This is a genomic window from Corynebacterium suicordis DSM 45110, assembly GCF_015351405.1.
In the GTDB taxonomy this organism is placed as follows: Bacteria; Actinomycetota; Actinomycetes; order Mycobacteriales; family Mycobacteriaceae; genus Corynebacterium; species Corynebacterium suicordis.
On sequence record NZ_JADKMY010000001.1, the window covers coordinates 743526 to 770359 of the forward strand.

Here is a 26834-nt window from a genome sequence, read left to right on the forward strand (position 1 = left end):
GCTTATGTATGTAACTGTAGCTCGGATCTGCCAAGATTAGCAACGCCACTCGCAACCGAGTTCTGAACCTTTGCCAACTGATGTCTTCATCAACTCTTACTCAAGCCGCGCCTGCAAACCCATCTCTACGGCAGGCCATTCGAATTTCAGAATGGAATACACGCAGGAATCACGCCAGGTTCCGTTTTCCATGAGAGTGTGGCGTCGCAAAATCCCATCCAAATGCGCCCCCAGCCGCTCAATTGCCCTCCGCGAAGGCAGGTTCATGTGGTGCGCACGCAGTTCCACCCGCTCGCACCCAATCACCTCAAAAGCGTGGCGGAGCATCAGCAACTTCGCTTCGGCATTCACGCCCGTGCCCTGCACGGAGGCGCGCATCCAGGTGTAGCCAATCAAAATATTTCGGTTTTCCGCATCGGGATCGTAATACGTAGTCATCCCCAAAACCTGGCCGTCTGCAGCCGCGCGCAGCACTAGCGGGATCATCGTGCCCTCATCTTGCCGACGCAAACGATGCGCAATCTCCTCGCTCATCTTTTCTGGCGTGGGCACCTGCGTGAACCACAGTTTCCACAGTTCGCCGTCCTTCACCGCGTCCACCAGCTCATCGTGGTGTTCTGGGGTCAGCCGCTCCAGTGTCACTCGCTCACCTTTGAGGCGAACCGGCGTGGTGTAAGCAGAAGCAGTCATACCCCCATCATGCACAATGGATGGCGATGTCGACACCGAATCCCCGCAACACCCACAACTCTCGCTTCACCAAAGCCGTGGAGATGACTCATCGCGCGGCCATCCGCTCCATCGAGCGCGTCGTCGCGGAAACCGCTGAGCCCATGCCGCCTGCTCAGGCCCTCAAGACCACCACTGAACTGTTCAAACAGGGTCCCGCCCTCGTCCTCACCGGCGCGGGCGTGTCCACTGATTCCGGCATCCCCGATTACCGCGGCCCACACGGTTCGCTCAAACGCCATCGCCCCATGACCTACCAGGAGTTTCGCCACGATCCCGCCGCCTCCCACCGCTACTGGGCGCGTAGTTTCGTCGGTTGGCGGACCATGCGCGAGGCGGATCCGAATCGCACCCATTTCGCCCTCGTGGAGCTGGAGCGCGCGGGGCTCATCACGGGCATAGTCACCCAAAACGTAGATGGTCTGCATACTGCTGCGGGCGCCAGAAGTTGCGTCGACCTTCATGGCGACCTTGCCACCGTAGCCTGCCTGACCTGCGGCTACAAGGAGGACCGACGCGAACTCGACCGTCGACTCGAGGCCGCCAACCCCGGTTACATCGACTCCATCCTGGTCGATGATTCCATGGTCAATCCGGATGGCGATGTCACCCTGCCCGAGTCCGTGGTCGCTCGATTCGTGATGCCCGGGTGCGTGCGTTGCGGCTCGCCGTTGTTGAAGCCGGACGTGGTGTATTTCGGTGAGTCGGTGCCTCCCGCGCGTAGGCAGCAGGCTTGTTCTTTGCTCGACGCCAGCTCTTTCCTCATCGTCGCTGGATCCTCGTTGGCTGTGATGAGCGGCTTCAAGTTTGTGCTGGACGCCCAACGTGGCGGCAAGCCCGTAGTGGTGATCAACGGGGGACCGGGCCGGGCGGATGCGCGCGTGGACGTGCTGTGGCGGACCGACGTGGCTAGCGCGTTTGATGCGCTGCTGGATGAGCTGGAGTTGTGATGGGATGTGAGGGATTTCTGCACTGGGTGAAGCTTTGCGCTGCGAAAGTATTCGTCCTGATTTAAGCTCAAAAAATGGGTTTCAGTGGCAGATTCTTTGCGATCTCAGATAAGACTCCGCGTGAAGACGTGTGGTCGCAGCCTGAAGGTGGGCGAGGTCGAGCGGAAGAAATGATGCAGCATCTCTTCGGCGATACGTACGCTTATTCCAAGGAGAGTGATGTCTACGACGTGACCCGCTCGGGGGATCGTTTGTGGATCGGCAATTGGGGGAGCACCACGATTGTGGCTGGTGACTGGGGTAATTCCACACCGCCCGTGGATCTGTCAGAGGGCTTTGGCACTTGGGAGCTCATCATTGAGTCCAGCGTGGATGCATTTGGGTACTTCGTGAAGGGCGGCCCGTGGGGAGATCGTGAGCTCGAGATGGATCCGGACACGGGAACGGACTTCGAATCGACGATGAAGGGCAAATCCCTGCCGTTTGAAGAGCCCTACTTCCGAGGTGACCACTCCATGTATGACGAGGATGAGGATCCCGAGGATCAGTACCCGCTGCCGTTCCACCCGCTCGACCTGGGTAATGCGGCTTTGCTGTGGGCCTTCGGGATCGAAGCGGAGACTCCGCCTAACGACGACGTGGTGGATCCTCTCATGCAGGATCCACACTTCCGTGAGCCAATCGTGATGCATGAGTTTGCGCTGGTTAAAACCCCTGAGCGCAAGCGGTTGAGCTTCTGGGGTTCGAAGTAAGACTTAACCCATCGATGGCAAGCGTGATTCGAACTTTTCCTTGCTGATCACGCCACGCTGATGGGTGCCATTGCTAATGACGTTGTGCGTATCGCGGGCACTGATCTCAAACGTCACGGTCCGCTTTTCCACGGCGATGACCTTCACGTCCACGGTGACGGTATTGCCCGGGACGGTGGGTGCCTGGTGGGAGAAGTTCACGTGGGTGCCCAGCGAGATCTCACCCTCATCGAGGTGATCCCGGATCGCTTCCATGCAAGCCCATTCGATGATGCCGACCATGTACCCGGTGGCTAGAACCTCCGGCATGGTGGTGAAGTCCGACGCCTCGGGGAGCAGGTTCGGCACGGTGCGGTTTCCTGGCAGTTCATAGGTCAGAGTGTGTTCAACGCCGGTGGTGAGTGAGTCCTTCACGGGATTCTCCTTTGCTTGAGCGGCGGGTCAGCGTGGGTGAGGTGGGGTGAAACGTGGGTGCTGGGCCGCTAATTGGAGTGTATTCCGGCCGGGTAGTGGTGTTATGAAGTTTGGAAAATTAGGCGGAATAGACGCCTATTTCTTCTCCAGCGCTTCCTTCTTCCGGTTGCGTACTTCTTGCGCGCGCAGCAATTCAGCGCGCAGCGGTTCATCGACAGCGTAGATGTAGAGACCATGGACACCGCGGGTGAGGAGAACGTTGATCTCATTCTTGAGTAGATCCTCCGAAACGGTCACTTTGCTCCCATCAAACAACGTGCGTTTGTTAGTTGCAGCTTTGTTCTTGCTCGCTGACGGATCAACGACAACATGGCCATCTCGCCACTTCACCGAAGGTCCTAGGATAACTCCCGCATAGTTGAGATCTGAACCTTGGATTGTGAAGGTTGAACCCACCTCATTAATGGTGTGTTCTTGTTCAGCCCAGGAAAGGTTCTTGGTCCTGCGTCTTTCGGCTGGGCTAAGTGGAATCTCTCGATTCCAGGGAAGTCTAAAATCGCCAATCTCTACGTCCCAAGTTTCCCCGTTGTTGCCTTTTGGCGTGCTGGAATATGCCCAGTCGAAAGTTGCCAAAACACGGGATAGTCCGAGATCCATCTTGGTGCTGGCTTGTTTGACGGATTTCCACATCTTGGTCGGGTCATCAAAGACTTGGAGGTCGTATTTTTCGTCCACAGGAATCGGGTCGATATTGCCTAGATCGACGAGAGAGCGTACCCAGCGAACGGTTTCGGGTTCAGCGTCCATTCGCATCTGATTGGTCAGTTGGATCGAGGCTGCAGCATTGGCCTTGAGTTGCTCGAACTCATGCTCTTCCCAATATTGGTTCGCAGCCATAATTTGGTTCTTATCGAAGACCACTACAACTACGCGTGCCCGATCCAACAGGTCATTTAGTTGGTTCTTGCCTCGGTAACTTTGCTTGCCTTGCGTCCATAAAAGGTGAGCTTCATCGACCAGGACCACATCAGCAAGCTTGTCGTTATCATTGCTAACATCCCGGTCATTGATGAATTTGGTGGGTTTACTGACCCTAGTTTTACCTTTGTCGAGGACACCCAAACGCTTCGCGATGTTCTGATAGATAGTTGCTTGTTCATCGTGGTTGATCAGCATGTATGCGTCCAGATCCTGGAAGGCTGATGGATCATCCTCGTTGTTTTCGTTCTGGAAGAGCTCGAAGAACAAGCTGCTGAGAAGGACAGTCTTGCCAGCGCCAGCATCGCCAGAGACGACGATCAACTGGCCCCGCTTATTTGTTGCCAACGCATCCTGAATTGCATCGTGGATGTCCCGTTTCGCAGTTAATTGCTCCTCAGAGAGCTTGTGGAACGGAGAGGCTTTGAACAATGCCGAATCACGCACGATGGACTCAGCTGGGAAGAGTTTCTTGTCTTTATTGCGGAGCCCTCTCCACACTCGAGTGAATATCTCGTCGAATTCTTCTCGCGTGTAGTAATCGAGCTGCTGATTCGTGCGGCGATTATTCAGGTTCTTCACCGCGTTCACACCCAGCATGTATGTCATCAGCCGGTTTTCAATGTCCAATGTGAGGGATTTATTGAAGTGTTCATGGCCAATGATGAACATCTTCGAAGTTCCAGAATTGGCCAAACCGTGCCAATCTTCCCGGGTCTTGGGATCTATGGTGAGATGCTGGTTAGTTCGAGTCGCAATATCCGAGGTTTCGCCGATATAGACCGTGTACTCAGGCTGATCTTGATTGCTGACAGGTTGATCGTGGACAACATAGACAGTGGGGAAGCGAAAGAGAACCTGATGCTCTCGGTTTCTCTTTGAACCAGATCCCTTTTGAATTTCCGCACGGAGTCGCTTGAGCTCATCGTTGGAATAACCAACCTCACGGATATAAGGGGTAAGTCTGCTCATCGCTCCACGTTTTCGCTAATTGTCACTGACTTTCATTCAGTCTAGGGGCACTAACCCATCCCTCTCCGCAAACACCTCTTTTGCCACAAAAGTAGCGTTCAGCGCCCGTGGGAAACCGCAATAGACGGCAGCGTGCAACAGGGTTTCCGTGATCTCCTCACGAGTAATCCCCACATTGAGCGCAGCCCCAATATGCACCTTCAACTGGGGTTCACATCCACCCAAGGCAGTGAGCACCCCAAGCGTCACAAATTGCCGAGATCGAGGATCCAAATCCGGGCGGTCGTAGATATCGCCAAACGCGAAGGCCGCCACATGGTGCCCCAGAGCAGGATTGATATTCGCCAAGGAATCAATCACTGCCTCGCCTTGATCCCCGTCGATGCAAGACAAGACGTCTTGGCCATGGCGGCGTCGTGCCATATTTTCCGGAGAGTCGATATCGTGCTGAGAATTAGTCATGGCCTGGGCCCTTCAAGGTAAGTGCTGATCTTGTATTCGGTGGCAGCAAGTGAAAGTTGGAGTTGGATGATCTGGCGTCGCAAATTCTCACGATGCTCTTTGAGCAGGTCAACGCGTTCCGCAACAGACTCTGGGCCATCCTCCACAAGCTTGATGTAGCGCTGAAGGTCTGCGATGGGCATGCCAGAAGTCCGCATTCGGGTGAGGAAGACCAAACGGCGAACGGCCGCAGCGTCGTAGCTGCGGTGGCCCAGGCGATCGCGTGCCACGGTGATGAGCCCGATGCGTTCGTAGTAGCGCAAGGTATGCGGGCTGACCTGCAAATGTTCCGCTGTGGTTCCAATGTCCCACTCGATGGATTCTTCATCTCGCACCAAGTCCCGGAGCGCCTCTACGCTGACTTCACCCGGCGGATCCACCGCGAGTCGCAATGCCTGAATTAGTGCCTGGTCATCCATGCCGATGACCCTACGGCTTGGAGCGCGCTCAAACGCAAGAGCAATTTTCTAACCTGTTCAGTCTTCGCACCCCAAGGCCCTGTCTTGCCCCAGAGTAAGCTCATACGCAATCGTCTCCCCGCCACCGCTGCGCCGGCAGCTCACGCACCGTTGAAGTAGGTCCTTGTGGAAATTTTGATCGGCATCGTCGCCCTTATTTTCGTCACCATCATCACTGTGGCGGTCGGCGAGCGCCTCGGCCTCCCATGGCCCACGCTGCTCACCCTGGTGATCGCCGGCGCCATCTTCCTGCCGGGTTTGCCACGCATGGAAGTGCCTTCGGAGATGATCCTGCCGATATTTCTCCCGCCGTTGCTCTGGGCCTTGGCGAGACGAACCAGTTGGGCAGTGATCCGCTCGCAACTCTCCACCGTGATCAGCCTCTCGGTGCTACTCGTGATCGCCACCATTGCCGCGGTCACCGGCACGGTGTTGTTGATGTATCCCACCATTGGTGTGGCCGCCGCAGTTGTCATTGGCGCAGCACTTGCCCCGCCGGATCCCGTGGCCGTGGATGCGGTTGCGGAGACCACCGCGGTGCCACGTCGTCTTACTTCAACGTTGCAGATGGAAGGCCTTTTTAACGACGCCGCCTCCATCGTCACCTTCCACGTAGCTCTGGGCGCTCTGCTGGCTGGGGGCGAACTGTCCATCGGGGAGGGGATCCGCGACTTCGTGGTATCCGTGGTTTTGGCTGTCGTGTTGGGTGTTGCGTTTGGCTTTGGATCTGCAAAGCTTTCGAATTTCATGGAATCCACTACCGCGCGTACGGCGTTTAGCTGGATTGTCCCTTTCGCGGTGTATCTGGTGGCGGAGGAGGTGCACGCTTCTGGCGTGATTGCCATCGTGATTGCGGCGGTGGAAATGAATTCTCGCCTGCACGTGGGCGCGGAAGACAGGCTCTCTGGCCAGGCGTTCTGGGAGACCGTGGAGATGGTTTTCACCGGCCTGGCGTTCGGCATGATTGGCCTCTCGGTGCGCGACGCGATCGAGGAAGTCGGCTCCGATCTACTACACGCGGTGTGGGTGGGCTTTGTGATTTCCATCGTGCTGATTGCCGTGCGTTTTGTGTGGATGTTTGGCTTCTACAAGATCAACAAGCAGAAGACTCGTCGCGAATTCGCTCCGCTGCGTTTGCAAGAGGTAGTAATGCTCACGTGGGGTGGCATGCGCGGTTTGGTGAGTTTGGCGCTGGTGCTCTCCATTCCCGCAAGCGCGCTAGCCAATGCCCACGAGGTGTCCGTGATTGCCCTGATGGTGCTGCTGTGCACCATGGTGATCCCAGGAATGACCCTCCCGTGGCTGATTGCAAAGCTCGACCTTTCCCAGGGGCCGGATGCTGCGGGAGATCAGGCTCGCGACGCGTTGATTGTGCGCGGGCACAAAGCCGCGATCAAGGAACTGTACCGACATACTGATGAACTTCCGCCGCAGTTCGTGGCGTCGATTGAAAACTGGTTGACGGAAGAATCCGAAGCCCGCGTGGATCCTTCAATGGCCTTGGCGGCCATCCGTCGTGCAAAGGCAAAGAAGGCGCTGGTGGCGGAGGGGAAAATCACGCTCGATGAGAATGGCCAGCCCGCCGACGCCCGCTGCCAGAAGCTGGTTGAGGAGCGCGCCACCGCTACTGGTGGGACCACCGTGGGGACTGCTGTGAGGGCCATGAATATGGAGGTCGCGGTGACTGAGCTGATTTCCGAGCGCGTGGCGTATGCCTCGGCGATGAAGAAGAAGGCGAACCAGATCCGGGTGATCGCGCTACAGGCCGCGCAGGCTTCGATGTTGGAGGCTAGACGCGAACCCGGCCAGGACCCAGCGATCGTTGATGAGCAGCTGCGGACTCTGGATCGCCTGCTCATTGCAGCGAACGCTGAACAGGTTTAGAACCCATGTTCGATTAATTAGTGGTTTGTTCGGGTTATTGTCTTGGCCGTTCCTATGATGATTGATGAGCAGTTCAAAGGAACGAGCATCTCGATTTTTCACTCGAACAACTAGGGGAACGTTGTCATGGGGGACCTATATTTCGACGCCTGCGCGCCGGACGACCCACTATCCATCCACTACATGCACACCAACCGCGCAGACTACGCCGCCTGGCGCTCGGTCATGCCCAACCCAGTCACTGATGATGTCGGGGTCCACTCGGTACGCATCGCCTGCCGCATGGGGGTGTCAGAAACCTTGGCGCGGCAGAATTTCGATGCGCTGCTCATGTTGCACTCTCTGCCGAAATTGGCGGGGCTCATTGATGAGATGGCCCACATTGATTTGTGGCGGTTGCGTGCCATTGATCGGGCCACCATCGGCGTGGAGCACTACGCACTAGAGGCAGTGGATACCGCCATTACCGAGTACCTCACCCCGCGCTATCCCAACCAGCATCTGCCGGGCGCGGTGGCTATCCGGAACAAGGTGCGCAAGATCGTGTTGGAGCATGATCCGTTAGCTGCGGAGCGGGATGAGGATGAAAGCCGCAGCCTCGGATTCACCCCGACCAGCTGCGGGGGAGCGAAGATGTTGGGTTATCTGCCCGCTGATGAGGCGAAGACTGTGCATGATTCGTTGAAGGCAATTGCGCGCAAACATGACTGTTCGCTGGTTGATGCACTGCTCAAGCTGGTGAGTGAGAAGGTGGACGTGCGCGTGGTGCTCAACGTCTATTCGAATGCAGATGTGCCTGATTACATGGATGGCGCGGGCTCGTTGTCGCCCATGGCATCGGAACGGCAGGCCGCGAGAGTCACCAGCATTCGTGATCTGCGGGAAGGCGTCGCGGAGCAGGTGGCGGATAGCTACGCGGTGCCGGAGGTGATGGCAGCGTTTGTGCGCGGCCGGGATGGGGCGTGCCGAGGTCCAGGGTGTGTGGTTCCGGCCTCGCGATGCGATTTGGATCACCGGATCCCGTTCGACCAGGGCGGTCTAACCACAGCGGCGAATCTGCATGCGCTGTGCCGAAAGTGCCACAACCGGAAGACCGATGGCGTGATGAAAGTGATCATGGACGCCCAAGGTGCGGATCACTGGATCTTCCCTGATGGTTCAGTAGTGGTGACGTTGCCCGGTGGTCCGATCAAGTGGCCGGCGAAGCAAATGCTGGATGGCCGGTGGCGTCAGAATTGGGAGGAGCGGACGTTGGAACGCCGCGGATTGCGACGAAAGGAGAACCAGCGAGCGCAGAACCGAGAACATCAGACGGTGGCCTGAGACCACCGCCTGAAACTTCCGACTGAACCTTGAGGAGCTAGGCGACAGTAATTCCGCGATCCTTCAGGATCTTCGACGCGCGGGTGGGGTAGTCGGTGATCAGCCCGTCCACACCGGTATCGATGATCTGGTTGATGTCCGCCTCAGAGTTCACGGTCCAAGGTATAACCTGCAGGCCAGCTTCCTGAGCCTTAGCGACGTTCTCCTTAGTCACCAAACGGTAATTGGGGGAGAGTACATCCACATCCAGTTGCTGGGCAGCCTTCACGAGGTCGCCATCTACGGCAGCGTAATCAACCGATCCGGTCCACACGGAGTTGGGAACCCATGTGGTCTCGTCGTACAGCGCCACGATATCCAGGCCAGGTGCAGCAGCTCGAGCCAGAGGCAGTGAGCGCCAATCGAAGGACTGGATAGCGGAGCGATCCACCGCGCCGTTCTTCTGGATGATCGGCACGATGGTGTCTACGAATTCCTGAGGAGTCGCAGAATCTTCTCGCTTCTCGGCTTCGATCTTGGTCTCGATGTTGAAACGCACCGCAGGATCAGCCTTAGCGATGTCGAAAACCGTCTGCAGCTGGATAAGCTTGTTGCCGTCCACAGAGGCAGCATCGGGGAAGCCGGCCAGGACCTTGTCACAGGTCAGCGTCTGCAACTGTGCCCAGTTCAGCTCGTGCACCAGCTTGCCCACGTAGGGGAACTCGGGATCGTTTGGCGTGGCGGGCTCGGAATCGGAGCACTTGTCCGCCTGGATGGAAGGATCGTGCCAGACCAGGGGAGTGTTGTCCTCAGCCAAGACGATATCGAGCTCCAGCGTGGTGACATCCAGCTTCAGAGACTGCTCGAAAGCGAAGGCAGACTCCTCAGTCCACTCGCCGCGTCCACCGCGGTGAGACTGGAGATCGAAACCTCGCTCCTCGGGTTGCGCGGAAGAGCCAAGCGCGGCGTCGAAGGAAGAACCAAAGTCAGAGCCGAAAGAGGAACCAAAGGAAGAGCCGGAAGGATCAACAGGCAAAGAGCCATCGGCGGCTTGAGCAGTAGAGCCTGCAACCAAAAATCCGCCCGCTAGAGTGAAGGTGGTGGCGGTGAGGGTGGCGGCGAACTTCTTGCGCCAGCCTGCTTGGGAGTGGAGCTTCTGAAGCTGAGACATGAGGATTCCTCGCGTAGTGGTGTGGGGAGTGTCTTTGACAAGCCACTGATAACCCTAAGCGAGGTGCGAGCACCCTGCAGAGCTGAAGCAAAGGGTTCCGGGAAGGCCCTGCCTACAGCCCAGAACCCACGATCTTCTTGTCTGCAGGGGCGCCGTTCTTCTCCGCAGGGAAGGCATTGGCCAGTGCTGCGGCGTATCGCTTGGCACGCTGCGTGTTGCCCTCGGAGTTGTAGTGCGCGAAGTCCTCATCCGCGAACCACTCGGGGCGGCTCTCACTAGCCCAGTCATAAATCCGCAGGTTAGGGTACTTGTTCTCCGCGCGCTTCAGGGCCTCGTTGAACTTGTCCATGTTCGCCTTGGCGTAGTGACCCTCGGTGGTGTTGGTGGTCACCAGCGGCCACATCACATCTGCATCTGGGCCGAGGAGATCCATCATGGCCTCGATGCGCTCGTCGTACTGGGCGGTAGCACCGGCGGAGATATTGGCGGCATCGTTCACGCCAGTGGCGATGACCCAGCAGGTGTCCTTGTTCGGAACCCTAGTTTGCAGCTCGGTTACGGAATCGATGGCGGAGGGGTAGACGGTGGCACTGGCGGGATCACTCCAACCCTCGGTGGTGGCACGCGCACCGAAGACGCTATCGATGACTTCCTCAGCGCCGTAATCGATGTAGGTGGTGAACGCGGTGGACTTCGGCGTATTCACCTGCCCGGTAGCGAACATTCCGATGGAGGTGGAATCGCCCACGTGGACAACGCGGGTACAGCTCACGGTGCCGGGGCGGCTAGGTGCGGCTTGCGCGTCGGATTCGTCCCCAGCACCTGCTTGAGGATCCACTGAAGCGTCTGGAACGGGCTTGTCTGCGGGATTCAATTCCATGGCTGGAGGAGAGGCTGGGGCGGCGGTTGACGTCGAATTCAAAGCGACCGGGGTGGCACCCACCGCAACGATGGCTGCCAAAACTACGGCGCAACCAGCAGCGAAGAAGGCGGGGAAAGGACGGGAAGGAACCATGTTCATTTCGCGATCAGCCTGGCGGCCGCGTCGCCACTTCCGGATGGGCTCCACGATGCCGTGCTTGCGAATGGGATCCTCCACCAAACGCCAGCTCAGGGCAGCGATCAACACAGACACGCCGACGGTGATCAACGTGGCCCACAGGCGGTGCTTCTCCAGCCATACCTGCGGCATGAAGGCGATCACCGGCATGTGCCACAGGTAGATGCCGTAGGAGCGCTCACCAATCCAGCGGAAAGGCGCAAAACCGAGCACATGTGCCCACACGGACTTCTGATGCAGCACGGCAAAAATCACCAAAACCGTGGAAATGGAGAGCAGGGCGATTCCGCCGTTGTAGAGGAACGTGGATTCCTGCGGAACCAGCAGAATCAGGGAGAGCACGCCACCCAGGCCGAGCAGACCCGCGAGGTTGGCGAAGTGGAGATTGGGCAGCACGGTCTTGCCATCGTGCTTGCGGGAACTGAGCCACAGCGCTAGCATCGCGCCCACCAGCAGGCCACCGGCGCGGGTATCTGTGCCTTCGTACACGCGGGTGTTATCGCCCACGGGATGAGCCAGGAACCACATCAGCGCGAAGCTGCCCACCGTGAGCAGCAAGGTTCCCGCTAGTGCTCCCAAACGGCTACGAAAGATGGTCAGCAGGGCCAGCAAAAGCAGTGGCCAGAGCAGGTAAAACTGTTCTTCCACGCTCAAGGACCACATGTGGCTCAGAGGGCTGGGGCCGCCGAAATTATCGAAGTAGGACTTCTCCTGGAAGATCACGTGCCAGTTGTTCACGTAGAACAAGCTGGACAATGCCTCCCAGAACGTCGTGCCCAGATCCTTCCTCTTGAGGGCAGCGGTGAGAATAAGCACCGCGCTCAGCGTGAGTATCACCGCCGGCATCAACCGCCGGAAACGGCGCAGCCAGAACGTTGATAGCCCCAGCGAACCCCGCTCATCCCAGGAGCGCATGAGGTTCGTCGTGATCAGGTACCCCGAGAGCGTGAAAAATACGCCCACGCCCAACAAGCCGCCCACAAAACCGGGAACGCTCAGATGGTAAAGCAGCACCGCGGCTACGGCGAGGGTCCGGAGACCATCCAGACCGGAGACATAACGATGATTCTTGTTAATGGGACGAGGCATGTGGGTGCGGGATCCTCAGGAGACTAGTTGGTGAGTGGAAATTGGTTATTGAATCAGCATAGTGGTGGGTAGGACAGTTCTTGAAAGGGTTCGATTGATTAATCGAACATGCAGGTTGGGCTACCCCTGTCTTGGCACGCCCTATGCTGAATGGCATGACTAATTCTTCCCTCCAGCAGTGGAATGCCCTCGCAGATACCGTGGAAATGGGCCTGCCGGGGGAGCCCAGCGCGAAAGACGATAAATACAGCGGCGGGGTAGTGGCTATCTGCGCAGGTGGCAGGGACTTTCCTGGGGCGGGAATCCTGTGTTCCACAGCCGCCGTGCGCACCACCAGCTCGATGGTCCGCTATATCGGTGATTCAACCGCGCCGGTTTTGGCCAATCCGGAGATCGTGGCGCACCCAGACGTGTCCACCGCTGGCCGAGCGCAGGCGTGGGTGGTGGGGCCAGGTCGCGGAACCGATGACGATGCCCTCCACGAGCTCGAGGAAGTTTTGGACCGCCCGGAGCCAGTGTTGCTGGATGCAGACGCCCTCACCTTGTTATCTAAGCATCCCCACCTGCAGGAACTCGTGCACACGCGCGATTTGACCGTCCTCACTCCGCACGCCGGGGAAGCCGACAGACTGCAAGAGGCATTGGACATCCCGGACCAAGACCGCGTGAGCATCGCGCAAGAATTGGCCCGTTCCCTAGGCTGCTCCGTGCTGCTCAAGGGCCGTACCACCATTATTTCCGACGCCACCACGACCCACGCCATTGATGCCGGCTCATCCTGGGGCGCAACCGCTGGCTCCGGGGATGTGTTGAGCGGGATCATCGGCGCGCTCTTGGCCCGCCCGGATGAAGAGCCCGGACAGGGGGTGCGCGCAGCCACCACCGGGGTGATGATCCATTCCCACGCGGCATACCTCGCCGCGCAGACCCAGTTCGGCCCGGCACCAACTAGCGCCGCCAAGATTGCGGAGATGATTCCCTCGGCGATCGCGAAGCTGGGGTAGAACGGAAGCCATGAGCAATCTAAGAGAACAGCAGAAATCCAGCCACCCCCGCATCGCGTTCGTCACCGGAGCTACGCGCGGCTTGGGCCACGCTATCGCCCAAGAGCTGAGCAAAGACCACCACATTATCGTGGGCGGAACCAGCGACAATGCTGCTGAAGTGGCAGAGCTGTTCCCCAGCGCGGAGCCGTTCATCGCAGACCTGGCCAACCTGGAAGAGGTGCGCGCCAAGGTAGCTGAGTTAGACCTGCAGAGCGTCGATGTGATCGTCCACGCTGCCGGAGTAGTGGCGCACAAGGCAACCACGGAAACCGCAGCTGAGGAATGGCAGGGCGCCTTTGACGTGAACTTCTTCGCCGTGGCAGAGCTCACCCAGCTGTTGCTTCCAGCGCTGCAGGCCACCGGCGGCACCTTGGTGGCCATGAACTCCGGCGCCGGCTACCACTCCGGTGATGGCTACGGCCCATACGCCACCACCAAGCACGCGCTCAAGGCCTACACGGACGCGCTTCGGGAAGAGCAGCGCGGCTCCATCCGTGTGACCTCGATCCACCCGGGCAAGGCGGATTCCGATATGCAGCGCGAAATCCAAGCCGAGCGCGGCAACGAATACGATGCCAGCCAATTCATCAAGCCAGAATCCATCGCCCAAGCAGTGCGCCTCGCGGTGGATCTGGGGGATGACGCCGTGATCGAGGAGCTCGCAATCCGCCCCGCCAACGGCAAGTAATCAGCCCCGGCTGATAAAGATCGCGGTGCCGGGGAACACCGATCCCCGCAGCTCAGACCACTGACCCCACTGGGGCGTGCCCGGCACCCATTCGGGTTCGATGACGTCCTCCAGCTGCAACCCAGCCAGAGCGTGGGCCCGCACCCAATCGCCCACGGTGTGGTGGTATTCCGCATAGGTGCGTGCCGATGCGTTGACCTGCGGGTCGTCCGAAGGAGGCGTGGGATTATCCTCCCCGAACTCCTCGTACGCGCGCTCAAAATAGGGCACCTGCGCCAGCAAACCTGCAGGGCCGGGATCATCCGGGAACACCCATGCCATCGGATGATTGCTGGCCAGCACACACCGGCCACCGGGCTTCAGCACGCGCTTGATCTCGCGGAGTGCTTGGGGGAGATCCGCCACGAAGGGGAGAGCTCCGAAAGAGGAGAAGGTGGCGTCGAAAACAGAGGAAAGAAAAGGAAGCTCCGCAGCATCGGACTGCACGCGGTGCGCACCAGCACCCTGGCCGGCGCGCAACATTGCGGCGGAGATATCCTGCGCCACGGCAAAACCACCGTGGGCAGCGACCCACTCAGAGCAGGGAGCAGTGCCCGCGCCCAGCTCTAGGATGCGCTGGCCGGAGACGTCACCGAGGAGATGCGCCTCGGATTCTCTCAGGCGCTCGGGGCACCAGTAGAAATCATCCAGGTAATCGGCATGCTCGGTGACATAACGCGCGGCATCGGCATCCCAATGCGACCGCGAGACGCGGGAATCAGACAAAACTAAGGCAGGATGCGCAGGTTCTTGCCCAGACGCAACAGCGTGGACATCGCGGTGGCGTAGGTCTTGCGACCAAGCCGCTCTGGGCCACGCATGGACATGAAGCGCTGCTCCACGATGTTCTGCGCTGCGGTGTACTTGAGCAGGCCGGACTCACCGTGACGGGAAGCCATGCCGGATTCCTTCATGCCGCCCGAAGGAGCGCCAATGGCGGACCATGCGGCCACGTAGCCATCGTTGATGCCCACGGAACCAGCGGAAACCTGCGGCGCGATACGCCAACCGGTCGCTGGCGCAGCCCACACGGATGCGTTGAGGCCATAAGGGGTGTCGTTGGCCAGCTTCACTGCCTCCGCCAGGTCCTCAACCGGCTGGACGTAAACGACTGGACCGAAGACCTCGTCGCTGAGCAGACGTGCCTCGTTGGGCACATCGGTGAGAATGGTGGGCTCGTAGAAGTACGGGCCCAGATCTGGGCGAGCACGGCCACCGGTAGCAATGGTGGCGCCGGCCTCGCGTGCATCGTTGACGAAGTCCGTCACGGTCTCCAGCTGATCCGCGCTGGCCAGGGAGCCAACCTGGGTCTCCCAATCGAAACCTGCGCCGATGGACATGGCCTTGGTGCGCTCCACGAACTTCTCGAGGAACTCATCGTAGCTGTCCTTCTCCACGTAGATGCGCTCCACGGACACGCACAGCTGGCCGGTGTTGGAGAAACATGCCTCCACGGCACCGCGAGCGGTCTTTTCCATGTCCGCGTCGTTGGAGACGATCAGCGGGTTCTTGCCACCGAGCTCGGCGGAGAAGCCCACCAGGCGACGGCCCATGGTCTCACCCAGGTGCTTACCGGTCTTGGTGGAGCCGGTGAACATGAGGTAATCGCACTGCTCAGCGATAGCGGAACCCACCACGCGGCCGGAGCCGGTGACCAGCTGGGCCAGGTTACGAGGAAGTCCGGCTTCGTAGAGAAGCTTGAAGACCAGCATCGCGGTGAACGGGGTGTTGGAGTCTGGCTTGGAGACCACGCCGTTACCTGCCAGCAGGGCTGGAATAGCATCGGAGATGGCCAAGGTCAGCGGGTAGTTCCACGGGGAAATCTGTCCAACCACGCCCAATGGCTGACGGTGCTCGCGTGGCTTGGCCAGCACAAGCATCGCGGAGGCGCGGGTGTGCGGGCTCATGAGCTTCTCCACGCGATTGGCGTAGTAGCGAGCATTGTTGGCCACGTCCATGATCTCATCGAACGCGCCGGTGCGGTTCTTGCCGGATTCAAGCTGCACCATATCGGCCAGCAGTTCGCGGTTCTTCAACACGGAATCGTGGAAGCGGAGGAAGATCTTCTTCCGCTCAGAGAATGGCACGTGAACCCAGGACTTCTGAGCGCGACGAGCCGCTTCGAAAGCCTGGTTCGTGATCTCCTCGTTGCCCACGCCAACCCAGCCGATGGGCTCGCCGGTCATGGGGGCTTCAATGGTCAAACTGTCGCCGTGCTCATCGAGAGTGCCAAAGCGCGCATTCGCCGTGAGCTCCCGTAGTTCCTGTGCAAAATCGGTAGGAAGGGGTCCGAATTCCAAACGCTGTGGTGTCATGAGTTCGGATTCTAGTGAATCATGAGAACCCATGCGCCGGGTTTCTTATTTTTTCTTTAACCGACGCCAAGCCCTGGCCACCTGCGCAAGGAAGTTCACACGCTGGGAACTTTCTTGTTAGTGTGCGCGTTATGTAGGGGGAGAGCACATGTAATGTGAGTGGCGAAACATCACTAACACCACATTAGGTCTCAGAATCTGATCTCAGAAATAGATCGCAGAATTGGAGTGACATTCGCATGAGAAGTTCAACGAACCCAGTCATGGGATCGCTGTCCAACCAGGGCGGCCATCCTTTCGGTCCAGCCAACCAGCAGCAACAGGGTGGCCAGCAGGATCCTTACGGAAACATGGGCAACATGGCTGCTGCCCAGGGTGGCGTGCAGACCGCCGCTTACCATCAGGGTATGGAGGGTGCTGCTAACTACGGTGCTGCAGGCACCTCTGATCGCCCAATGACCGTGGATGATGTGGTCACCAAGACCGGAATCACCTTGGCCGTCATCGTGGCTGTGGCTCTGGTGAACTACTTCATCTACTCCGCTAACCCCGGAGTGGGCGCGATCCTCACCATTGTTGGTGCCATCGGCGGTCTGGTCACCGTGCTGGTGTCCACCTTCGGCAAGAAGTACGGCTCCGCAGCAGTCACGCTGATCTACGCAGCGTTCGAAGGCCTGTTTGTCGGCGGAATCAGCTTCATGTTCGCCAACCTCATGGTCTCCGGAGTGAACGCCGGCGCCCTGATCGGTCAGGCAGTCCTCGGTACCATCGGCGTGTTCGTGGGCATGCTCTTCGTCTACAAGACCGGCGCTATCCGCGTGACTCCTAAGTTCACCCGCTTCATGGTCGGCGCCCTCATCGGCGTGCTGGTCCTGGCCTTGGGCAACCTGGTGTTCGGCCTCTTGACCGGCTCCGCTGGCCCACTGCGCGATGGTGGCCCAATCGCCATCATCTTCTCCCTGGTCTGCATCGGCATCGCAGCCTTCAGCTTCCTGCTGGACTTCGACCAGGCTGATCGCCTGGTGCGCTCCGGTGCTCCTTCCAAGATGGCATGGGGCGTGGCCCTTGGCCTGGCCGTGACCTTGGTCTGGCTGTACGTCGAGATCCTGCGTCTGCTGAGCTACTTCCAGAGGGATTAATTTCTCGCCGGATCTTTTAAGCTAACCGCCTCCCCGAAAACCAATCGGGGGAGGCGGTTTTTGCGTGTGCAGGGCAGCGTAAGTTTAAGATATGGAAAGAAAGTTATGGACCATCGGGCACTGGACCTGCCCCATCCCCGACTTCATGGAACCGCTCAAGGAACATGACATCGACGTGCTGGTGGATGTCCGCGCGCACCCTGGATCTCGACGAAACCCACAGTTCGGGCAGGATGCAATGGCGGAGTGGCTCCCCGAGCATGGAGTGCGCTATCAGCGCATGGAAAAGCTGGGTGGGCGGCGTCGGAAACAAAAGGACGTTGACCCGGACGTGAACGCGGGCTGGGAAAATGCCAGCTTTAAAAACTACGCCGATTACACCCTCACGGAAGACTTTCGCGAGGGGCTCAAGGAACTGGAAGCCCTGGCCAGCGAGAACAATGTGGCCATCATGTGCGGCGAGCCGATGCCCTGGCGCTGCCACCGGTTGCTGGTCTCCAACGTGCTGGTCTCGCGGGACTGGGATGTCTGGCACCTCATGACCAACGGCAAGCCCAAGCAACACGTGCTGGGGCAATGGGGAGCCACGCCAACCAAGGATTCTGAAGGTAACCTGATCTACCCGCCGGCATAGCAAAACCCGCTCCTCAGTATGGGGAGGAGCGGGTTGTATGCAGCGATCAGCGGGAAGTATTACTGCTGGTCGCGGGGGACATCGCGGTCCGGATCATAAGGCTCAGCGGAGATCAGCGTGACCTTCACGGAAGAACCCTGCGGGGTCTGGTACTCGCGGGATTCACCGTTCTTGGCGCCCACCAGAGCTGCACCCAGAGGAGCATCGGTGGAGTAGGTCTCCAGGTCTGGGTTGGAGCTCTCCAGGCCGCGGGTACCGAGGAGGAAGGTTTCCTTATCGTCCTTGTCATCGTCGTAGTAGACGTGCAGGACAGAACCCACCTGAGCCACACCGGACTCCTGTGGAGCCTCACCGATGGTGGCGCTATCCAGCAGTTCCTCGAGGTACACGATGCGCGCCTCTTCTTGACCCTGCTGTTCGCGGGCAGCGTGGTAGCCGCCGTTCTCCTTCAGATCGCCCTCTTCGCGGCGCTCGTTGATTTCCGCGGCCAGAATGGGGCGGTTCTCCTTGAGGGAGACGAGCTCCTGGTTGAGGCGGTCGTAGGCTTCCTGCGTGAGCCAGCGAGTCTGGTCATCAGCCATGGTGCTTACACATCCTTTTTAAGTATTGTTCGCAACTTGGGGCAACAAGGCGAAGTGGGGCACAAGTGCCGAGATTGTCCGAGCTAGTGTAACACCCGGCCATCCCGGCGATTTCCATCAGCAATCCAAAATGTTAGGAAAACTTATTGGGCTGGTTTTGCCTCCAGGTGCGGAGGAATGTGAATGGAGCAGCCGTATACCTTGGCGGCGTGCGCAGATTCGCGAGTCTGGATGTCGATCTCGTAGCGCGTGGTGCTCGCACCTCCCGCGGGGATGAGTACTTCTCGACGCCCAACCTCGTCCTTCTGATAGTTCAGAGCGGTGACGATGCAGTAGGCGGCCTGGGTGGGGTCATCGCGGGTGACATCGATCTGGCTGGTCACCTTGGAATCGGAGACCACCTCGCCATTAGTTTCCACGGCGGTGACGGAGGCCTCGGAGGTGCGCGTGACCATGGAGAAGATGTAGATACCCGCTGCGATGATCATCCCCACGAAGATGATGACCAGAATTTTCCCGGTGAAATTGGAGTTCCGGGTATCGCCGTAACGATCTTGCAGCACTGGGGTATCTACGGTGTTCATGATGTATGCCATCGTATAACACCAGTTCGCCGGAGAGTACATTATTATCTGTTCACAACTTTGAGGAGCGAACTTTCCCGTGACCACACACTCAGCCGAAACCACCGAAGGTGGGGAGCACTTCCGCCTGCTGGCGATTCACGCGCACCCTGACGATGAATCCAGCAAGGGTGCCGCCACCATGGCGCGCTATGTGGAAGAAGGGCATACCGTGCGCGTGCTCACGTGCACCGGCGGTGAGCGCGGGGATATCCTCAACCCGAATATCGAGCATGTGGAAGACATGATCGCCACCCGGAAATCGGAGATGTCCGCTGCCGCGGAGATTCTAGGCGTGGAACACGAATGGCTGGGATTCGTGGATTCGGGTCTGCCGGAGGGCGATCCACTGCCCGCACTCCCGGAGGGTTGCTTCGCAATGCTGGAGGAAGATGAGGCCACCGCTGCGGTGGTGGAAGTCATCCGCCGATTCCGCCCGCACGTGGTGATCTCCTACGACGAAAACGGTGGCTACCCGCACCCGGATCACATCATGGTGCACAACGTCTCCATGCGGGCGTGGGATGCGGCCGCGGATCCGGAGTACCGGCCGGATCTGGGAGAAGCGTGGGAAATCAAGAAGCTCTACTACACGCACGGGTTCGTCAGCCGCCGCTTCGAGCTGTTGGAAGAAGAGCTCAAGGCAACGCTGCCCAATGCGGAAGAGGTCTTGGATCGCATGTCGCTGTGGCGCAAGATGCCGGACATCTTTCCCCGGGTCACCACCCAGGTTCCGGCGGGGGATTATTTCGAGAAGCGTAACGACGCTCTGCGCGCGCACGCCACCCAGGTGGATCCTGACGGACCGTTCTTCGTGTCCAGCCCAGAAGTGGAGCGCAAGATCTGGCCCACCGAGGAATTTGAGCTGGCCAAGAGCCGGGTGAAGACCGAAATCCCGGAAACTGACTTGTTTGCAGGGCTATAGGCGGAGCACACTAGAGATATGAACACCGCGACCTTCATCATCGCTCAGCAACAAGTCCACGAAGGCCCCATGGGCCCGGAGTTCGGCAAGGCCGCTCCCATCGGCCTCTTCGTGATCCTCGGGTTGCTGGTTGTCGTGCTGACGCTGGGCTTTCTCATGAACAAGCGGATCCGCCGCATGGAACGCCGGCGCGCCTTTGCCGATGCGCGGGGGATCGATCTGTTCGATAAGGAGAAGCTGGAAGCAGCCATGGCTGCGGAGGGCTACGACGAGACCGCGCGCGATGGCGTGATGTTTGCCCGCACCGAGGTGCCAAAGACGAGCGATCGCTTCGAGCCAGTTTCCGGCATCACCACGGGACCAGCAGCGATTGATGCGGAGAAACAGCGCAAGCAGCACCCGGAAGAGCGCTAAGCGCCAACACGAAGTGCGGGCGCTAGAATCAACGGGGTGACCACCATTCCGAATTTTCTTTATCCCGCATACGAAGCGCAACTGGCCCGCTCGCTGCGCGATAAGCCGATTCCGCAGCACATCGCCATCATGGCCGATGGTAACCGCAGGTGGGCACGCGAAAATGGGTTCACGGATGTTTCGCACGGGCACCGGGTGGGGGCCCAGAAGATCGCGGAAGTCTGCAACTGGTGCGATGAGCTGGGTATCGAGACGGTCACGCTCTACCTGCTCAGCACCGAAAACTTGAAGCGAGCATCCGAGGAATTGGATTTGCTCTGCACCATCATCGGGGATGTCGCCGAGGAGCTGGCCAAGGACGACGCCAGCTTCCAAGTCCACGCCGTGGGCCATCTGGAACTTCTCCCGGAAAGCCTCACTGCTCGCCTGCGGAAAAACGAAGAGGCCACCGCGGGTCACACCGGCGTTCGCGTGAACATTGCGGTGGGCTACGGCGGTAGGCAGGAGATTATCGACGCCGTCCAGGAACTAGTCGATGAGCTTGCAGAACAGGGCGTGGAATCCCAGGCGATGGCTCAGCGCATCACCGCCGAGGCACTGGGGGATCACCTGTACACCTCGGGGCAAGCTGATCCCGATCTGGTGATCCGCACCAGCGGCGAGCAGCGACTCAGCGGATTTCTGCTGTGGCAGTCCGCATACTCAGAGATCTTCTTCACCGAGACGTACTGGCCAGCATTCCGTCGCGTGGATTTCCTCCGCGCGTTGCGCTCCTATGGGGAGCGCCACCGCCGCTTCGGGCTCTAAGGGTTAACAGAGTTTAGAGCTTGCGCATCCGCACGGTTTCCACCAAGTGATCTGGGCCCTTATGCAGCACCAATGAGGCGCGCACCTTGGTGGGGAGGATGTTTTCCGTGAGGTTGGGCAGGTTCACGTTCTGCCAGATCTCGCGGGCCACCACGGTGGCTTCTTCATCAGAGAGATCCGCGAAGTGGTGGAAGTGCGCGCTGGGGTCCTTGAACGCAGTGTTCTTCAGGCGCAGGAAGCGGTTGATGTACCAGTCTTCGATGTCCTCGCGTTTGGCGTCGACGTACACCGAAAAATCAAAGAGGTCACTGACCATGAGGGTTGGGCCGGTCTGGAGGACGTTGAGCCCCTCCACGATCAGAATGTCCGGCTGGTCCACGTTGATGTATTCACCCTCCACGCGGTCGTAGGCCTCGTGGGAGTAGATGGGAGCCTTGACGTTGCGCGCGCCCGATTTCACCTGGGTCACAAACCGCAGAAGGTCTGCCTGATCATAGGATTCCGGGAATCCCTTGCGGTGCATCAATCGCCGGGCTTCCAAGTCCTTGGTGGGGTAGAGGAAGCCATCGGTGGTGATCAGGTCCACCCGCGGGCTGGACTTCCATCGCTGCAGCAGCACCTGGAGCAAGCGGGCGGTGGTGGACTTGCCCACGGCCACGGAGCCACACACGCCGATGATGTAGGGAACCTTGGAATCCTGCTCACCGAGGAAGATCGCCGAGGCTTCGTTGAGCAGACGGTGCGCCTCCACGCGCAGGTGAATCAGGCGGGAGAGGGGGAGATAGATCTCGGAGACCTCTTCGAGATTGATCTCCTCGCCGATGCCGCGCAGCTCTTCGAGGTCGTCTTCCGTGAGCACCTGGGGCATGGACTTGCGCAGCTTCTGCCATTGGCTGCGTCGCAGCTCAATATAGGGGCTGACCGTGGAAAAAGAATCGCGAGTAGAAGCGCGGGGATTCATCGCGGATTCTTCCTCGGGGAGACCCGTCGGCACCGGTGGGGGCTGCGTCATGCAGACCATTGTGCACCCTCCTTGCGTGCTTGTTGAAATTATTGCCAGGAAAGTGGTCGAGAGGCGGGGTGGTGGGTGGTAGTGGGAGTCATGCTGCTGGCGTAGAATGCGAATTGATTGCGAATAGATATGGCTCTTTTATGCCGCAGTGAAACCCTCGAAAGGCTAGAACCCGATGACAGAGCAGCTTCAGCACAATATGCCCCTTGATGAGCTCGATCCGGAAGTGGCTGCAGCCATCGCGGGGGAGCTGGGGCGCCAGCGCGGGACCTTGGAGATGATCGCCTCCGAGAACTTCGTGCCCCGCGCCGTGCTGCAGGCTCAGGGCTCGGTGCTGACGAACAAGTACGCGGAGGGATACCCAGGGCGTCGCTACTACGGTGGCTGTGAATATGCCGACGTGGTAGAAGACCTCGCCCGGGACCGCGCCAAGCAGGTCTTCGGTGCAGAGTTCGCCAACGTGCAGCCTCACGCTGGTGCGCAGGCTAACGCCGCTGTGCTGATGGCCCTGGCCAACCCCGGCGACAAGATCATGGGTCTGTCCCTGGCTCACGGCGGTCACTTGACTCACGGCATGCACTTGAACTTCTCGGGCAAGCTTTTCGAGGTTGCTGCATACGAGGTTAATCCGGACACGATGCGCCTGGATATGGATCAGATCCGCGAGCAGGCCATCAAGGAAAAGCCGCAGGTTCTGATCGCGGGTTGGTCCGCGTACCCTCGCCACCAGGACTTCGCTGCGTTCCGATCTATTGCCGATGAGGTGGGAGCCAAGCTTTGGGTGGACATGGCGCACTTCGCTGGTCTGGTGGCCGCTGGTCTCCACCCTTCTCCAGTACCTCACGCTGACGTGGTTTCCACCACCGTGCACAAGACGCTGGGCGGCCCGCGCTCTGGTCTGATCTTGGCGAAGCAGGAGTGGGCCAAGAAGCTCAACTCCGCTGTGTTCCCTGGTCAGCAGGGTGGACCTCTTATGCACGCTGTAGCTGCCAAGGCTGTGGCCATGAAGGTGGCACAGACAGAGGAGTTCAAGGATCGTCAGCAGCGCACCATCGAGGGCGCGCAGATCTTGGCGGAGCGCTTGAATGCCGAGGACACGCAGGCCGCTGGTGTGCAGGTTCTGACCGGTGGCACGGACGTGCACCTGGTGCTGGTGGATCTGCGCAACTCCAAGCTGGATGGTCAGCAGGGCGAGGATCTGTTGCACGAGGTGGGCATCACCGTTAACCGCAACGCTGTTCCTTTCGACCCTCGTCCGCCGATGGTCACCTCCGGCCTGCGCATCGGTGCCTCCGCGCTGGCCTCACGTGGCCTGGATGCCGAGGCGTTCACCGAGGTTGCCGACGTGATCGGCACCGCCCTGGCAGGCAACGCCGACCTTGAGGCTCTGCGCGCCCGCGTGGAGAAGGTCACCCGCGACTTCCCGCTGTACGAGGGCCTGGAGGACTGGAAAATTGTCTAAGGCCGTTCTGGTTGTAGACGTCCAAAACGATTTCGTTGATGGTTCCCTAGGAACCGCACGGGGCGTGGAAGTCGCCCGCGGCATTTCCTCTTTTTTGTCCGACGCCGACATGGGGGACAACACCTACGTTGTCGGCACGATGGACTGGCACATCGACCCGAAGGGCCACTTCAGCGATGAGCCGGATTACGTGGATACATGGCCAGTGCACTGCGTAGCGAACTCGCACGGCGCCCAGGTCTGCTCCGAGCTGGACGCGGACCTCGTGCAGGTCTGGTTCCGCAAGGGCGAGTACACGGCTGCCTATTCCGGCTTCGAGGGGCACCTGGAGGGTGCCAGCGACACGCTGGAGCAGTGGCTGCGTTCGCGCGAGGTTGAGAAGCTGACTGTGGTGGGCATTGCCACGGACTTCTGCGTGCGCGCCACGGTACTGGATGCGTTGAAGGCTGGATTCGAAGTGCGCGTCATTGAACGGCTGTGCTCGGCGGTGACTGAGCAGGGCGGAAAGTCCGCGATTCAGGAGATGGAGGATGCTGGCGCGGAGATCGTCCGCGGCTAGCCTTCTCGATTGCCGAGCTGGTTGACGCTCCGAACAGCATTGAGACAAGCAGCATTGAAGCATGCAGCACTGCAACAAGCCCGCTGATGGTGAGAAACCATCGGCGGGCTTGTTGTTTGTTGTGATCAGACAGAGCGGGAGGGGTACTCGGGTGTAGTGGCTGATCCTAGCGAGCCAAGTGATCCCAGTGAATCTAGTGGCTTGCGGAGTTGGCCAGTCCCAGCTGAGCAACAGTGCTGGGGCCGTTGGTGCGCACCGGGCGGAAGGGGTTTTCAATGATCTTGATGACTCCGAAGGCTGCCCAGGTAACGTGGACGAGAAGCAGGACCAGCAGGGCGGCGCTGATGCCGTTCATCCAGCTCATGCCCCAAGCAAGTGCAGCGGGCTGCGTGGACAGAATGTGGGCGCCGAGGCAGCAGGTGCCCACGGGGAAGGTGCTGGCCCACCAGGTGGGGTTGTAGGACATCGGGGTGCCGCCGAGGGCTGCGCCCCAGTGCTTGATGAGGGCGTAGACGGCCAGCGGGATGCCCACGCTGAGCATTGCGATGCCGTAGATCATGGTGCGGAAGTGCCACTGTTCACCGGCGAGCAGCTGTGCAGCTGCGGTGGACTGGCCAACCAGACCCAGCGGGATCCATGCGGTGGTGGCGAAGCTGGTGGGGATCTTCGGGAAGGTGCGCAGGTAGACGAAGGCGAATACCGGCACTGCTGCGGCCCAGGCCAGCACGAAGCAGGCTACGCCGATCCCGTGGACGGTCGAGCCCCAGTCACCGGCGTGCGGTGCCAGCTGCGCCGAGGAGGTTGCGGCAACCATGGGTGCCACGAGCGGTAGTCCCCAGGTGAAGGCGGGTGCGGGGTGGTGGTTGAAGATGAGGAAGTGGAGGAACCTCACGCAGGTAATCACGCCCAAGACGGTTCCGACTGCCCAGCAGAATGCGTGAATCGGCCAGGCGTTGAAGATGAGGGAGTATGCGCTGCCCAGGGCCAGGATGCCCATGGAGACCATGCCCCATGCCGGCATGTCGCTGGCGTAGAAGCCCGGGTTGCGGTACTTGATGAAGCCCACGGCGAGTGCCAGGGCGAGGGGTGTTGCGGCGCCGAGCATGATCTCGGCGGGGAGGTGGCCCATGATCGGGCTCAAGTGAATATCCATGAGGGACGAGGTGATGCCCAGTCCCATAACTGCTCCGGCCCAGCCGGGTCCTAGTGGTGGTAGTTCCAACCTGCTCTGTGTCTTAATCATGTTTTCGAGGTTAAGCACCGCCGAACCGATGCGGGAGAGCGTAAAAACGGAACGGGGTTACAATGAATGAATGTACCCTCCACGACATGATGGTAACGATGCGTCGTCCCATGTTCGACGCGGCTACGTTCCCGATGCCCTCACGGTCGATGCCGTCCTCGCCGTCGCCCGGCATGGCGGCATGAACCAGGCCGCTAAATACCTGGGAGTCTCCCAGCAAGCCGTCAGCACGCGCATCGCCAAGCTGGAAAAACACCTGAACACGCGCGTCTTCTGGCGCGGTGCCGCGGGTAGTTCCACCACAGAGTCGGGCCAGAAAGTCGTCCGCGCCCTCGAGGGGTTGGAGGAGGCTCTTAACGATTGCGCCCGCGGCTTGGAGGCCGCCATCGGCGAAGACATCACCGAGGAGCTCACCCTGGTGGTCTCCCACACGGTGGCGGAGTTGGACTACCCCCGCTGGGCGGCGGCCTACCAACGAGCCCACCCGCAGACCCATCTGCACATGCGCCAGCTCAATAGCCGGGAAGCCCAACACCAGGTGGTCCAAGGCCAAGCGGAGCTCGCGGTGGTGGAGGGCAACTGGGTGGCGCACGAACTGCACCAACGGGTGTTGGGCCACGATGAACTGGTGGTTGTTGTGCCGGCAGATCACCACTGGGTGGCGTCGGATAACTCGGATAACGATGAACGCCCAGCAGCGCGACCGGGCACGGCCGCACCTGCCCCTGCTCAGGTGACGATGGAGGAGCTGCAATCCACGCCGCTGGTGCTGCGTGAGCAGGGCAGTGGCACCCGGGAGGTCGTGGAGGATGTCCTCGGCAGGCTCGCACCCCCGGCCGGGGAGTTCGGCTCGCTGGGAGCCCAGCGCACGGCGATCGGGGCCCTGGGCGCGCCGGGTGTGATCGCGCGCCGGGCGGTGGCCGCGCAGTTGGCCACGGGGGAGTACGTGGAAGTTCCGGTGGCGGGGGTGAGTTTCGACCGGCCGCTGCGGGTGGTGTGGAGCTCGAAAAACCAGCTCTCCGAACCGGCGCATTGGTTTTTGCCCTTCCTCGTGGATTATCAGGATGGGCACGTGTCCTAGACTTGA

At 59.8% G+C, this 26834-nt stretch carries 27 protein-coding genes; 14 read left to right on the plus strand and 13 right to left on the minus strand.

Annotated elements, in window-relative coordinates; translation table 11 throughout:
* Positions 1-96: 96 nt before the first annotated feature.
* Positions 97-690, minus strand: coding sequence for a GNAT family N-acetyltransferase (locus IRY30_RS03485; RefSeq protein ID WP_194555980.1), 594 nt, complete (start codon positions 688-690; stop codon positions 97-99).
* Between the two features lie 26 nt (positions 691-716).
* On the opposite strand from IRY30_RS03485, the gene IRY30_RS03490 reads away from it, so the two are divergent.
* Both IRY30_RS03490 and IRY30_RS03495 read left to right on the plus strand, forming a co-directional pair.
* Positions 717-1679 (plus strand): Sir2 family NAD-dependent protein deacetylase, encoded by a 963-nt coding sequence (locus IRY30_RS03490; protein WP_194555981.1) that lies wholly within the window; start codon positions 717-719, stop codon positions 1677-1679.
* Positions 1680-1753: 74 nt separating this feature from the next.
* A complete protein-coding gene (locus IRY30_RS03495; protein WP_374708552.1) occupies positions 1754-2431 on the plus strand; it encodes a DUF6928 family protein in 678 nt (225 codons plus the stop codon).
* 3 nt (positions 2432-2434) lie between these two features.
* Here IRY30_RS03495 and IRY30_RS03500 read toward each other — a convergent pair whose 3' ends face one another.
* From IRY30_RS03500 to IRY30_RS03515, 4 genes are all read right to left on the minus strand, one after another.
* On the minus strand, positions 2435-2845 hold the full coding sequence (locus IRY30_RS03500; RefSeq protein ID WP_194555983.1) for a thioesterase family protein: 411 nt from the start codon (positions 2843-2845) through the stop codon (positions 2435-2437).
* 135 nt (positions 2846-2980) lie between these two features.
* Positions 2981-4795 carry a DUF2075 domain-containing protein gene (locus IRY30_RS03505; RefSeq protein ID WP_194555984.1) on the minus strand — a complete coding sequence of 605 codons (1815 nt, stop codon included), beginning with the start codon at positions 4793-4795 and terminating at the stop codon, positions 2981-2983.
* A 36-nt stretch (positions 4796-4831) separates the two neighbouring features.
* A complete protein-coding gene (locus tag IRY30_RS03510; RefSeq protein WP_194555985.1) occupies positions 4832-5257 on the minus strand; it encodes a carboxymuconolactone decarboxylase family protein in 426 nt (141 codons plus the stop codon).
* Positions 5254-5715, minus strand: coding sequence for a MerR family transcriptional regulator (locus IRY30_RS03515; RefSeq protein ID WP_194555986.1), 462 nt, complete (start codon positions 5713-5715; stop codon positions 5254-5256). The genes IRY30_RS03510 and IRY30_RS03515 overlap by 4 nt, the downstream gene beginning before the upstream one ends.
* A gap of 165 nt (positions 5716-5880) precedes the next feature.
* Here IRY30_RS03515 and IRY30_RS03520 point away from each other — a divergent pair, with 165 nt between their 5' ends.
* Positions 5881-7638 carry a cation:proton antiporter gene (locus IRY30_RS03520; RefSeq protein WP_194555987.1) on the plus strand — a complete coding sequence of 586 codons (1758 nt, stop codon included), beginning with the start codon at positions 5881-5883 and terminating at the stop codon, positions 7636-7638.
* Positions 7639-7764: 126 nt separating this feature from the next.
* On the plus strand, positions 7765-8961 hold the full coding sequence (locus tag IRY30_RS03525; RefSeq protein WP_194555988.1) for an HNH endonuclease signature motif containing protein: 1197 nt from the start codon (positions 7765-7767) through the stop codon (positions 8959-8961).
* Between the two features lie 37 nt (positions 8962-8998).
* Here the strand turns inward: IRY30_RS03525 and IRY30_RS03530 are convergent, their stop codons facing one another.
* A complete protein-coding gene (locus tag IRY30_RS03530; RefSeq protein ID WP_194555989.1) occupies positions 8999-10111 on the minus strand; it encodes a glycerophosphodiester phosphodiesterase family protein in 1113 nt (370 codons plus the stop codon).
* Between the two features lie 112 nt (positions 10112-10223).
* A complete protein-coding gene (locus tag IRY30_RS03535) occupies positions 10224-12260 on the minus strand; it encodes an acyltransferase family protein (protein ID WP_194555990.1) in 2037 nt (678 codons plus the stop codon).
* A gap of 155 nt (positions 12261-12415) precedes the next feature.
* On the opposite strand from IRY30_RS03535, the gene IRY30_RS03540 reads away from it, so the two are divergent.
* Together IRY30_RS03540 and IRY30_RS03545 are read left to right on the plus strand one after the other, a co-directional pair.
* Complete coding sequence (locus IRY30_RS03540) at positions 12416-13264, plus strand: NAD(P)H-hydrate dehydratase (RefSeq protein ID WP_194555991.1); 849 nt, start codon at positions 12416-12418, stop codon at positions 13262-13264.
* A 10-nt stretch (positions 13265-13274) separates the two neighbouring features.
* Positions 13275-13994 (plus strand): SDR family oxidoreductase, encoded by a 720-nt coding sequence (locus IRY30_RS03545; RefSeq protein WP_194555992.1) that lies wholly within the window; start codon positions 13275-13277, stop codon positions 13992-13994.
* On the opposite strand, the gene IRY30_RS03550 is transcribed toward IRY30_RS03545, so the two are convergent.
* On the minus strand, positions 13995-14759 hold the full coding sequence (locus IRY30_RS03550; RefSeq protein ID WP_194555993.1) for a class I SAM-dependent methyltransferase: 765 nt from the start codon (positions 14757-14759) through the stop codon (positions 13995-13997).
* Between the two features lie 2 nt (positions 14760-14761).
* Positions 14762-16348, minus strand: a complete 1587-nt coding sequence (locus IRY30_RS03555; protein WP_194555994.1) for a succinic semialdehyde dehydrogenase — start codon at positions 16346-16348, stop codon at positions 14762-14764.
* Positions 16349-16587: 239 nt separating this feature from the next.
* Between IRY30_RS03555 and IRY30_RS03560 the strand changes: the two genes are divergently transcribed.
* Positions 16588-17487: a Bax inhibitor-1/YccA family protein gene (locus IRY30_RS03560; RefSeq protein WP_194555995.1), complete on the plus strand. Its 900-nt coding sequence runs from the start codon at positions 16588-16590 to the stop codon at positions 17485-17487.
* 91 nt (positions 17488-17578) lie between these two features.
* Complete coding sequence (locus tag IRY30_RS03565; RefSeq protein ID WP_194555996.1) at positions 17579-18121, plus strand: DUF488 domain-containing protein; 543 nt, start codon at positions 17579-17581, stop codon at positions 18119-18121.
* A gap of 59 nt (positions 18122-18180) precedes the next feature.
* On the opposite strand, the gene greA is transcribed toward IRY30_RS03565, so the two are convergent.
* Together greA and IRY30_RS03575 are read right to left on the minus strand one after the other, a co-directional pair.
* The gene (gene greA / locus IRY30_RS03570; RefSeq protein WP_194555997.1) at positions 18181-18702 is read right to left on the minus strand and encodes a transcription elongation factor GreA; all 522 of its coding nucleotides are present in this window, start codon (positions 18700-18702) and stop codon (positions 18181-18183) included.
* 143 nt (positions 18703-18845) lie between these two features.
* Positions 18846-19286 (minus strand): DUF4307 domain-containing protein, encoded by a 441-nt coding sequence (locus IRY30_RS03575; RefSeq protein WP_194555998.1) that lies wholly within the window; start codon positions 19284-19286, stop codon positions 18846-18848.
* Positions 19287-19365: 79 nt separating this feature from the next.
* Here IRY30_RS03575 and mca point away from each other — a divergent pair, with 79 nt between their 5' ends.
* From mca to IRY30_RS03590, 3 genes are read left to right on the plus strand one after another with little or no spacing between them, the layout of a single operon-like run.
* Positions 19366-20250 carry a mycothiol conjugate amidase Mca gene (mca, locus tag IRY30_RS03580; protein WP_288813458.1) on the plus strand — a complete coding sequence of 295 codons (885 nt, stop codon included), beginning with the start codon at positions 19366-19368 and terminating at the stop codon, positions 20248-20250.
* A gap of 18 nt (positions 20251-20268) precedes the next feature.
* Positions 20269-20664, plus strand: coding sequence for a hypothetical protein (locus tag IRY30_RS03585; protein ID WP_194555999.1), 396 nt, complete (start codon positions 20269-20271; stop codon positions 20662-20664).
* A 36-nt stretch (positions 20665-20700) separates the two neighbouring features.
* Complete coding sequence (locus IRY30_RS03590; RefSeq protein WP_194556000.1) at positions 20701-21471, plus strand: isoprenyl transferase; 771 nt, start codon at positions 20701-20703, stop codon at positions 21469-21471.
* A 13-nt stretch (positions 21472-21484) separates the two neighbouring features.
* Here IRY30_RS03590 and coaA read toward each other — a convergent pair whose 3' ends face one another.
* A complete protein-coding gene (gene coaA / locus IRY30_RS03595) occupies positions 21485-22432 on the minus strand; it encodes a type I pantothenate kinase (RefSeq protein ID WP_194556548.1) in 948 nt (315 codons plus the stop codon).
* A 226-nt stretch (positions 22433-22658) separates the two neighbouring features.
* On the opposite strand from coaA, the gene glyA reads away from it, so the two are divergent.
* Together glyA and IRY30_RS03605 are read left to right on the plus strand one after the other, a co-directional pair.
* The gene (gene glyA, locus IRY30_RS03600) at positions 22659-23945 is read left to right on the plus strand and encodes a serine hydroxymethyltransferase (protein WP_194556001.1); all 1287 of its coding nucleotides are present in this window, start codon (positions 22659-22661) and stop codon (positions 23943-23945) included.
* The gene (locus IRY30_RS03605; RefSeq protein ID WP_194556002.1) at positions 23938-24504 is read left to right on the plus strand and encodes an isochorismatase family protein; all 567 of its coding nucleotides are present in this window, start codon (positions 23938-23940) and stop codon (positions 24502-24504) included. Before glyA ends, IRY30_RS03605 begins: the two co-directional genes overlap by 8 nt.
* Positions 24505-24697: 193 nt before the next feature.
* Here IRY30_RS03605 and IRY30_RS03610 read toward each other — a convergent pair whose 3' ends face one another.
* A complete protein-coding gene (locus IRY30_RS03610) occupies positions 24698-25747 on the minus strand; it encodes a TDT family transporter (protein WP_194556003.1) in 1050 nt (349 codons plus the stop codon).
* Between the two features lie 70 nt (positions 25748-25817).
* Between IRY30_RS03610 and IRY30_RS03615 the strand changes: the two genes are divergently transcribed.
* A complete protein-coding gene (locus IRY30_RS03615) occupies positions 25818-26828 on the plus strand; it encodes a LysR family transcriptional regulator (RefSeq protein ID WP_194556004.1) in 1011 nt (336 codons plus the stop codon).
* Positions 26829-26834 lie beyond the last annotated feature (6 nt).

Coding starts and splice junctions, on each gene's coding strand:
- IRY30_RS03485 (WP_194555980.1), bottom strand. CDS start 690: ATGACTGCTTCTGCTTACACCACGCCGGTTCGCCTCAAAGGTGAGCGA.
- IRY30_RS03490 (WP_194555981.1), top strand. CDS start 717: ATGTCGACACCGAATCCCCGCAACACCCACAACTCTCGCTTCACCAAA.
- IRY30_RS03495 (WP_374708552.1), top strand. CDS start 1,754: ATGGGTTTCAGTGGCAGATTCTTTGCGATCTCAGATAAGACTCCGCGT.
- IRY30_RS03505 (WP_194555984.1), bottom strand. CDS start 4,795: ATGAGCAGACTTACCCCTTATATCCGTGAGGTTGGTTATTCCAACGAT.
- IRY30_RS03510 (WP_194555985.1), bottom strand. CDS start 5,257: ATGACTAATTCTCAGCACGATATCGACTCTCCGGAAAATATGGCACGA.
- IRY30_RS03515 (WP_194555986.1), bottom strand. CDS start 5,715: ATGGATGACCAGGCACTAATTCAGGCATTGCGACTCGCGGTGGATCCG.
- IRY30_RS03525 (WP_194555988.1), top strand. CDS start 7,765: ATGGGGGACCTATATTTCGACGCCTGCGCGCCGGACGACCCACTATCC.
- IRY30_RS03530 (WP_194555989.1), bottom strand. CDS start 10,111: ATGTCTCAGCTTCAGAAGCTCCACTCCCAAGCAGGCTGGCGCAAGAAG.
- IRY30_RS03535 (WP_194555990.1), bottom strand. CDS start 12,260: ATGCCTCGTCCCATTAACAAGAATCATCGTTATGTCTCCGGTCTGGAT.
- IRY30_RS03540 (WP_194555991.1), top strand. CDS start 12,416: ATGACTAATTCTTCCCTCCAGCAGTGGAATGCCCTCGCAGATACCGTG.
- IRY30_RS03545 (WP_194555992.1), top strand. CDS start 13,275: ATGAGCAATCTAAGAGAACAGCAGAAATCCAGCCACCCCCGCATCGCG.
- IRY30_RS03555 (WP_194555994.1), bottom strand. CDS start 16,348: ATGACACCACAGCGTTTGGAATTCGGACCCCTTCCTACCGATTTTGCA.
- IRY30_RS03560 (WP_194555995.1), top strand. CDS start 16,588: ATGAGAAGTTCAACGAACCCAGTCATGGGATCGCTGTCCAACCAGGGC.
- IRY30_RS03565 (WP_194555996.1), top strand. CDS start 17,579: ATGGAAAGAAAGTTATGGACCATCGGGCACTGGACCTGCCCCATCCCC.
- greA (WP_194555997.1), bottom strand. CDS start 18,702: ATGGCTGATGACCAGACTCGCTGGCTCACGCAGGAAGCCTACGACCGC.
- IRY30_RS03575 (WP_194555998.1), bottom strand. CDS start 19,286: ATGAACACCGTAGATACCCCAGTGCTGCAAGATCGTTACGGCGATACC.
- IRY30_RS03585 (WP_194555999.1), top strand. CDS start 20,269: ATGAACACCGCGACCTTCATCATCGCTCAGCAACAAGTCCACGAAGGC.
- coaA (WP_194556548.1), bottom strand. CDS start 22,432: ATGAATCCCCGCGCTTCTACTCGCGATTCTTTTTCCACGGTCAGCCCC.
- glyA (WP_194556001.1), top strand. CDS start 22,659: ATGACAGAGCAGCTTCAGCACAATATGCCCCTTGATGAGCTCGATCCG.
- IRY30_RS03610 (WP_194556003.1), bottom strand. CDS start 25,747: ATGATTAAGACACAGAGCAGGTTGGAACTACCACCACTAGGACCCGGC.
- IRY30_RS03615 (WP_194556004.1), top strand. CDS start 25,818: ATGTACCCTCCACGACATGATGGTAACGATGCGTCGTCCCATGTTCGA.